Below are 7658 nucleotides of genomic sequence, written 5' to 3' on the forward strand. Positions count from 1 at the left end.
GTTACGGATCAGCGGGACGTCGCCGCCGGTCTCGATCAGGACAGCCGTTGCAACCGCGCCCGCAGCATTGCCGGCGGTCGTCGCCTCGATCTTGCCGGCGTTACGGATTTCCGGGGTGGTCGCGCCGCTGCCGATGCGGATGGCGGTCGCGGCGGCGTCCTTCGAGAGTGCGGTTACGCTGCCTGTTCCGCCGATGCCGATGCCGCCCGCGATGGTGACCGCGCCGCCGAGGCCGCCGATCTGGATCGCGTTGCCGTCCTTGCCGGCGTAGAGGCCGTTGCCGAGTACCGCGCCATCGATGATGAAACCGAGGCCGGTGCCCGTGCCGGGTACCGCGCCGATCGCCACGGCGCGATCCGCCGAGCCGATCCTGATCGCGGCCGCCGAACCGAAGGAGCGAACGAGCGCATTGCCTTCCTTGTCGTCGTCGATGCCGTCCTTGTCCTCATCCTTGTCATCGGCCTTGGTATCCTTGGGCGCGACGGCGAGGATGATGCCGCCCGTCACATCGCCTTCAACCGAAAGCGCGCTGCCGCCGATCAGCAGATCGTCGGCGTCGAGCTTCGACGGGTCGGCGGGAGGCGTGGTAAAGCGGTAGCCGGTCGAGGTCAGGCTGCCCTGGACGACGAGCGCGCCGGTGATATCGCCGGCGAGCCGTGCGCCGATCGCATCGACGCCCTGCGCGGCAATCGTGCCGGCAAGGCGGACATTGCCCGTCACATTCTGGAGACCGACACCAAGCGCGCGGTCGCCGATGACCGTGACCGAGCCGTCGTTGGTGAAATTGCCGGTCAGCGGACCGCCGAGGCGAATCCCGGCCGAATCATTGCCTTCGATCGAAATCGCGCCCGAATTGACGATGTTGCCGGAGAAGGCACCCGCTGTAGCGATCCCGACACGGTTGCTGCCGATGGCGAATGCGCCGTCGAGGTCGCCGTCATTGTCGATGTCAGTGGGGGCATAGGTTTCGCCGATGGTGATCTTGCCGGTGGCGCTGTTCGTGATCCCGCCCGACGTCCCCGCGTTTGCGAGAATACCCGTCGCGCCGTCGACGTTGCTGAATTCGATTGTGCCTTCGTTCACGACCTTGTGATTGCTGTCGATCGTGACCGCCGGGCCTGTTGCGGCCGGCTTGATCGATCCGGCGGCGACGATCTTGATATCGTCGGCGGCGCCGGACTTGATCGTCGACGTCCGTACCGGCGTCGTGGTAGCGGTGCTGATCGTCGTTTCGGCATAGGCCGTCGTCGAAAGAAGGGTAGCCAGGCAGGTGGAGGCCAGCAGGGTTTTGCGCATCGGGTTCCTCTTGAGATCGGGGCCGGGATGTCTCCCCGGCGACAACCACAAGACGGAGTTGCGTCTGCGCAGCCTTGGAAAAAATCTTTGTCGGTGCCTCAATTCAGTTTTGGGCGGTGACGATCCATGCGGCGCCATCGATCAGCACCGAGCGGTCGCCAGGCTGTTTTGCGAACGCGGCGCGAACGGCAACGGCCGCTTCCGCGCGCAATTCTTCAGGCTGATCGGCAAGCCCACGCGACAGCGGTCCGACCTGAAATGCCATGTCGAGCGCATCATCGACGGCCTCTTCCCGCGTGGTGCCGCGACCGTAGGAAATGTTCGTATCGAACGGCGCTATATCGATCGCGACAAAGCCTGCTGCGGACAGAATATCGGCTAGCCGTTGCCGATTGCCGAAGGCAAAGGGACCGGGCGCGTCCGGATCGACGGGCGCGGGCTGCACGATGTTCCGGATCGCCGCCATGGGCAGGCGCACCCAGCCATTCTCCTGCGCGCCGCGCCAGCAGACGAAGGCGAGCCTTCCCTCCGGCTTCAGTGCACGCCGCATATGCGTGAAGGCAGCCACCGGGTCATCGAAGAACATCACGCCGAAGCGGGAGAAAAGCACGTCGAAACCTCCCGCCGGCAGCGGCGTGGTGGTGGCGTCGGCGCATCGAAACTCGACCTGTGCGCCGACGGGAGTCGCGGCGCGCGCTATCTCGACAAGCTGCCTCGAAATGTCGATGCCGAGCACGTACCCGTCGGGTCCGGTTTTCTCCGCTAGCGGGAAGGTCGAGGTGCCCGAACCACAGCCGATATCAAGGATGTGCTCGCCGGGCTGCGCATTGGCGGCCGTCAGCGCAGCATTGCCGAAATCTTCCAGCATCAGGTCGAGCCGCGCCAGATTGGCGGCCCAGCGGGTTCCGCTATCGCCATTCCAGTCATGAGTCGGGGCGGGCTGGGTATCGGACATCGGCAAACTTTCTTGTTGCGAATAATTCTCAATTGGGCGCGCCGAGCGGAAAGGGCAAGGTGCGCGCATAGCTATGCCTTGTTGCATCGCCCCCGGCTGTGCGACATGCCAAGATGGCACCGGCCATGCGGGACCGGCAAGGGAGAGTCATGAGCGAACGGATCGTCACGGTGGACATCGGCGGCACGCATGCGCGCTTCGCAATCGCCGGGATCGAAGGCGGCCGAGTGGTGTCGCTCGGCGAGGCGACCACGCTCCACACCAAGGATCATGCAAGCTTTCAGACCGCGTGGCAGGATTTCGAGCGTCAGCAGGGCGGCGCATTGCCGCGTGCAGTCGCCATTGCGATCGCCGGGCCGACGCGCGGCGACATCATCCGTTTCACCAACAATCCGTGGATCATCCGCCCCGCATTGATCAACGAGAAGCTGAACGTAGACCGCTATGCGCTGGTCAATGATTTCGAGGCGGTCGGCCATGCGGTGGCGCAGGCCGACGAAAACTATTTCGAGCGGCTTACCGGTCCCGACGAGCAGCTGCCGACCACCGGGACGATCACGATCATCGGACCGGGCACCGGGCTCGGCGTGGCGCATGTGTGGCGCGACGGCGCCGATTATCGTGTTCAGGCGACCGAAGGCGGGCATATCGACTTCGCGCCGCTCGACAGCATCGAGGATGCGATCCTTGCGCGGCTGCGCAAGCGGCACCGGCGTGTGTCGATCGAGCGGATCGTTTCCGGGCCCGGGATCGTCGACATCTATGAAACGCTGGCGGCGCTCGAAGGGCGCTCGATCCCGCGGTTCGATGACAAGGCGATCTGGACCAATGCGCTGGAAGGAGGCGACAGCCTTGCCGCGGCGGCGGTCGATCGCTTCTGCCTGTCGCTCGGCAGTGTCGCGGGCGACCTTGCACTGGCGCAGGGCGCGAGCGGCGTCGTCGTCGCGGGCGGGCTTGGCCTGCGCATTCGCGACAGCCTCGTGCGCTCCGGATTTCCCGAACGCTTCATCGAAAAGGGCCGTTTCGAGGGTTTCATGTCGGCGCTGCCGGTCAAGCTGATCACGCACCCGCAGCCCGGCCTGTTCGGCGCTGCGGCGGCGTTCGCGCGCCTGCATCCCTGACGCAAATATCGCTGGCATCGAGCGGAGAAAATCGGCAGCAAGGGAACCACGCTTCCTGAAGGATTTCGCACCAAGTGTCCGCCCGCCCCGTCCTCGGCATCATCGCCTGCAACCGGCAGGTCGGAGCCGAATATGCGCAGGCGGTGATGAACCGCTATGCAATGGCGGCGATGCGGCACGCCGATTGCGCTGCGCTGCTGATCCCGTCGCTTCCCGACTATATGCGTGCCGACGAAATCGTCGATCGGCTCGACGGTGTGTTGCTCACCGGATCGCCGTCGAATATCGAACCCGTGCGCTATGGCGAGGATGATGCGGGCGAGGGGCCGTTCGACCCCGACCGAGACCGGATGATGCGCGATCTCGTCGAGGCCGTCATCGCGGCGGAGCGCCCGCTGTTCGGTATCTGCCGCGGCTTTCAGGACATCAATGTCGCGCTCGGCGGAACGCTGCGCCGCGACACGGCGACCAACGGCGAATTGCTGCAGCATCACACGCCTGACGGCACCTTGTTCGACGCGATGTTCGATCACCGCCACCATGTCGATCTGGTCAAGGGCGGAATGCTGGCCTCGGCTTATGGCGCTTCGTCGCTCGACGTGAACTCGGTCCATTATCAGGGGGTAGGTCGGTTGGCCGACGGCCTGTCGGTCGAGGCGCGCGCGCCTGACGGGCTCGTCGAGGCCTTCAGTGCGCGCCCGAACGGTGCGCCGTTGCTTGCCGTGCAATGGCATCCCGAATGGGCGGTCGACGGAAATGCCGAAAGCCAGACCTATTTCCGCCTGCTCGGGCAGGCCCTGCGAGGCTCGCTATGAACCGGCGCATCACGCGTTACGACCGCTATCTCGCGCGGATCAGCTTCTCGCCCTGATTTTCCGGATCCGGTTTCTTTCCGTTTCCAGACAATCAGGAGTTTCAGCATGCCCCGCAATCACGACATCGCCGAACTGCGCCGCCTCGACGTCGCGCACCATCTTCCCGCGCAGGCCGACTGGGCCGAGATCGAAAAGCTCGGCGGCAGCCGTATCGTAACCCATGCCGAGGGCTGTTATATCCATGACGGCGACGGCCACCGCATCCTCGATGGCATGGCGGGCCTGTGGTGCGTCAACGTCGGCTATGGCCGCGAGGAATTGGTCGAGGCGGCGGCGGCGCAGATGCGCGAGCTGCCCTTCTACAACACCTTCTTCAAGACCGCGACGCCGCCGACCGTGACGCTCGCGGCGAAGATCGCATCACTCACCGGCAACCGTCTGCCGCACATCTTCTTCAATGCATCGGGCAGCGAGGCGAACGACACCGTGTTCCGCATGGTGCGCCATTACTGGAAGCTGAAGGGTGAGCCGAAGCGCACCGTCTTCATCAGTCGATGGAATGCCTATCATGGCTCGACCGTGGCGGGTGTCTCGCTCGGGGGCATGAAGGCGATGCATGTGCAGGGCGATCTGCCGGTCCCGGGCGTCGAGCATGTGCGCCAGCCCTATGCCTATAACGAAGCGCAGGGGATGACCGAGGATGAGTTCTGCGACGCCTGTGTGCAAGCGATCGAGGAGAGGATCCTCGAGGTCGGACCCGAAAATTGCGCCGCCTTCATCGGCGAGCCGGTGCAGGGCGCCGGGGGTGTGATCATCCCGCCCAAGGGTTATTGGCCGAAGGTCGAGGCGGTTGTGCGCAAATACGGACTGCTCCTCGTCTCGGACGAGGTCATCTGCGGTTTCGGACGCACGGGCAGGATGTGGGGGCATGAAACGATGGGCTTTACGCCCGACCTGATGCCGATGGCGAAGGGGCTGTCGTCGGGCTATCTTCCGATCTCGGCGACCGCGGTCGCGGGCCATGTCGTCGATGTGCTCAAGACCGGCGGCGATTTCGTCCACGGCTTCACCTATTCGGGCCACCCGGTCGCCGCCGCCGTGGCACTCAGGAATATCGAGATCATCGAGCGGGAGGGGCTGGTCGAGCGCACCGGTAGCGTCACGGGACCGCATCTGGCGAAGGCGCTCGCGACGCTGAACGATCATCCGCTCGTCGGCGAGACACGCTCGGTCGGGCTGCTCGGCGCGGTCGAGATCGTTGCCGACAAGGAAACGCGCGCACGCTTCGGCGGGGCCGAAGGGACCGCGGGACCAATGGCGCGCGACGCGTGTATCGCGAACGGGCTGATGGTACGCGGCATCCGCGACAGCCTCGTCATGTGCCCGCCGCTGATCATCACCACCGAACAGATCGACGAGATGGTTGCCATCATCCGCAAATCCCTGGATGAGGTGATGCCCAAGCTCCGGGCGCTCTGAACGGGAAAGATCAAACCCTTATGCCTTCCGGCCTTTTTGCCTTGCTCGACGATATTGCGACGATTGCCAAGGTCGCTGCCGCGAGCATCGACGATATCGGCGCCGCGGCGTCGAAGGCCGGGGTGAAGGCGGCAGGGGTGGTCGTCGACGATACCGCGGTGACGCCGCGCTACGTCACCGGTTTTACCCCCGACCGCGAGCTGCCGATCATCTGGCGGATCACGAAGGGCTCGATCTTCAACAAGCTGGTGCTGATCCTGCCGGCGCTGCTGCTGCTCTCGACCTTCGTACCGTGGGCGATCACGCCGCTCCTGATGCTGGGCGGCGCCTATCTCTGCTTCGAGGGCGCCGAAAAGGTGCTGCACTCGCTGCAGGAGGACAAGACAAGCCTTGCCGAAGATGCCGAGATCGTCGCCGACAAGGACCATGAAGAGGCGATGGTGAAGGGCGCGGTGCGCACCGACTTCATCCTGTCGGCCGAGATCATGGTGATCGCGCTGAACGAGGTGCTCGACGAGCATTTCGCGATGCGCGCAGCGACGCTCGCGGTCGTCGCGGTATTGATCACCATAGCGGTTTACGGCGTCGTCGGATTGATCGTGAAGATGGACGACATCGGCCTGCATATGGCGAAGGAAGGCAATAGCGCACGCCGCGCGATCGGGCGCGGGTTGGTGTCATTCATGCCGAAATTGCTGGCTGCGCTGGCCGTCATCGGGACCGCGGCGATGCTGTGGGTCGGCGGACAGATCGTGCTGCACGGGCTGCACGAATATCATATCGGCGGCATCGCCGAGGCGCTGGAATCGCTCGCGCATTCGATTGCCGGAGGGCTGCCGCTGGAAGGGCTGTGGACCTGGCTGATCAAGGCGACCGGCGACGGCATCTTCGGCCTGCTGCTTGGCGGGGTGATCGTCGGGCTGTTGCACTTCGTGCCGGGAAAGAAGGCGGCACATTAATGGTCCATCGTCATCCCGGACTTGATCTTCCGGATCGGTGCGAACGAGTCCATATGTCTCGTTCGAGAGCGACGAAGGGCGCTTAAAGCCACAAAAGCCCCGCATGCGCGGATCGAAATTGTGTCCTTTGTGGCCTTAAGGGGACAAGGGATACCGACGTGCGCGTCGGAAAATGTCTCCTTTGTCGCTTCAGGGCAGTGAGCGATGCGGATCGGACAGACGGGGAGAAAGAGCCAAACCAAAGGCTCTCACACCGGAGTAATGTAGGAAAGCGCTTATTGCGGTGCGGCCGTCAGCCCAGCAAAACCACCGGGCTGTCGGCGCGCCAGTGCATGCTGACCCTGTCGTCCCAGGTGAAATCTTCCTGATCGTGGCGCGACAGGTTCGGGCGCGACACGCGGATGCGCGCGCCGGTTTCCAGCTCGATCTCGAACAGGGTGATATCGCCGAGGTAGCTCATGCCCTTGATCTTGCCGCGCGCGAAATTGTAGCCGTCCGGTGCATCCTGCGCCGCGGCCCTGACCGCCTTGCCTTCGCCGGGGACGTGGAGATAGATTTTCTCGGGCCGCAGCGCGACCCAGACATCGGCGCCGTGCGGTCCGGTGACGCCGTGGTTGAGATAGACCTTGCCGAGTCCCGGGCAGTCGACAGCGGCCTTGTCGGGCTCGTCGAGGGTCAGCTTGCCCTCGAAGATATTCACCGAGCCGACGAAATCGGCGACGAAACGGTTCGCGGGATATTCGTAGAGGTCCGACGGGGTTGCGAGCTGTGATACATCGCCCTTGTTTATCACGGCGATCCGGCACGCCATCGACAACGCCTCGTCCTGGTCGTGAGTGACGGTGACAAAGGTGATACCGACCTTTTCCTGCAGTTCCGAAAGCTCGAACTGCATCTGCGCGCGAAGCTTCGCATCGAGCGCCGACAGCGGCTCGTCGAGCAGCAGCACCTTGGGGCGCATGACGAGGCTGCGAGCGAGCGCGACGCGCTGGCGCTGGCCGCCCGACATCTGGTCGGGCATGCGCGTCTCGAA

At 64.4% G+C, this 7658-nt stretch carries 6 protein-coding genes and 1 pseudogene; 4 read left to right on the forward strand and 3 right to left on the reverse strand.

Annotated elements, in window-relative coordinates; all coding sequences use genetic code 11:
* Together JHC57_RS18650 and JHC57_RS18655 are read right to left on the reverse strand one after the other, a co-directional pair.
* Nucleotides 1-1296, reverse strand: a pseudogene (locus tag JHC57_RS18650) (autotransporter domain-containing protein); the annotation flags it as partial.
* 103 nt (nt 1297-1399) lie between these two features.
* Nucleotides 1400-2251: a class I SAM-dependent methyltransferase gene (locus tag JHC57_RS18655; RefSeq protein WP_294031936.1), complete on the reverse strand. Its 852-nt coding sequence runs from the start codon at nt 2249-2251 to the stop codon at nt 1400-1402.
* A gap of 149 nt (nt 2252-2400) precedes the next feature.
* Between JHC57_RS18655 and JHC57_RS18660 the strand changes: the two genes are divergently transcribed.
* The 4 genes from JHC57_RS18660 (at nt 2401) to JHC57_RS18675 (ending at nt 6625) form a co-directional block, all read left to right on the forward strand.
* Nucleotides 2401-3372, forward strand: coding sequence for an ROK family protein (locus JHC57_RS18660; protein ID WP_294031938.1), 972 nt, complete (start codon nt 2401-2403; stop codon nt 3370-3372).
* 74 nt (nt 3373-3446) lie between these two features.
* Nucleotides 3447-4187: a gamma-glutamyl-gamma-aminobutyrate hydrolase family protein gene (locus JHC57_RS18665; protein WP_294031940.1), complete on the forward strand. Its 741-nt coding sequence runs from the start codon at nt 3447-3449 to the stop codon at nt 4185-4187.
* 105 nt (nt 4188-4292) lie between these two features.
* The gene (locus tag JHC57_RS18670; protein ID WP_294031942.1) at nt 4293-5666 is read left to right on the forward strand and encodes an aspartate aminotransferase family protein; all 1374 of its coding nucleotides are present in this window, start codon (nt 4293-4295) and stop codon (nt 5664-5666) included.
* A 20-nt stretch (nt 5667-5686) separates the two neighbouring features.
* Nucleotides 5687-6625, forward strand: a complete 939-nt coding sequence (locus JHC57_RS18675; protein WP_294031944.1) for a DUF808 domain-containing protein — start codon at nt 5687-5689, stop codon at nt 6623-6625.
* 292 nt (nt 6626-6917) lie between these two features.
* Here JHC57_RS18675 and JHC57_RS18680 read toward each other — a convergent pair.
* Nucleotides 6918-7658: TOBE domain-containing protein (locus JHC57_RS18680; RefSeq protein ID WP_294031946.1), on the reverse strand; the 741-nt coding region annotated here is incomplete at its 5' end.

This window comes from Sphingopyxis sp. (assembly GCF_016463645.1).
GTDB lineage: Bacteria > Pseudomonadota > Alphaproteobacteria > Sphingomonadales > Sphingomonadaceae > Sphingopyxis.

What these genes read in the sequence shown, in the direction of transcription:
- JHC57_RS18655 (WP_294031936.1), bottom strand. Translation starts at nt 2,251, where the DNA reads ATGTCCGATACCCAGCCCGCCCCGACTCATGACTGGAATGGCGATAGC.
- JHC57_RS18660 (WP_294031938.1), top strand. Translation starts at nt 2,401, where the DNA reads ATGAGCGAACGGATCGTCACGGTGGACATCGGCGGCACGCATGCGCGC.
- JHC57_RS18670 (WP_294031942.1), top strand. Translation starts at nt 4,293, where the DNA reads ATGCCCCGCAATCACGACATCGCCGAACTGCGCCGCCTCGACGTCGCG.
- JHC57_RS18675 (WP_294031944.1), top strand. Translation starts at nt 5,687, where the DNA reads ATGCCTTCCGGCCTTTTTGCCTTGCTCGACGATATTGCGACGATTGCC.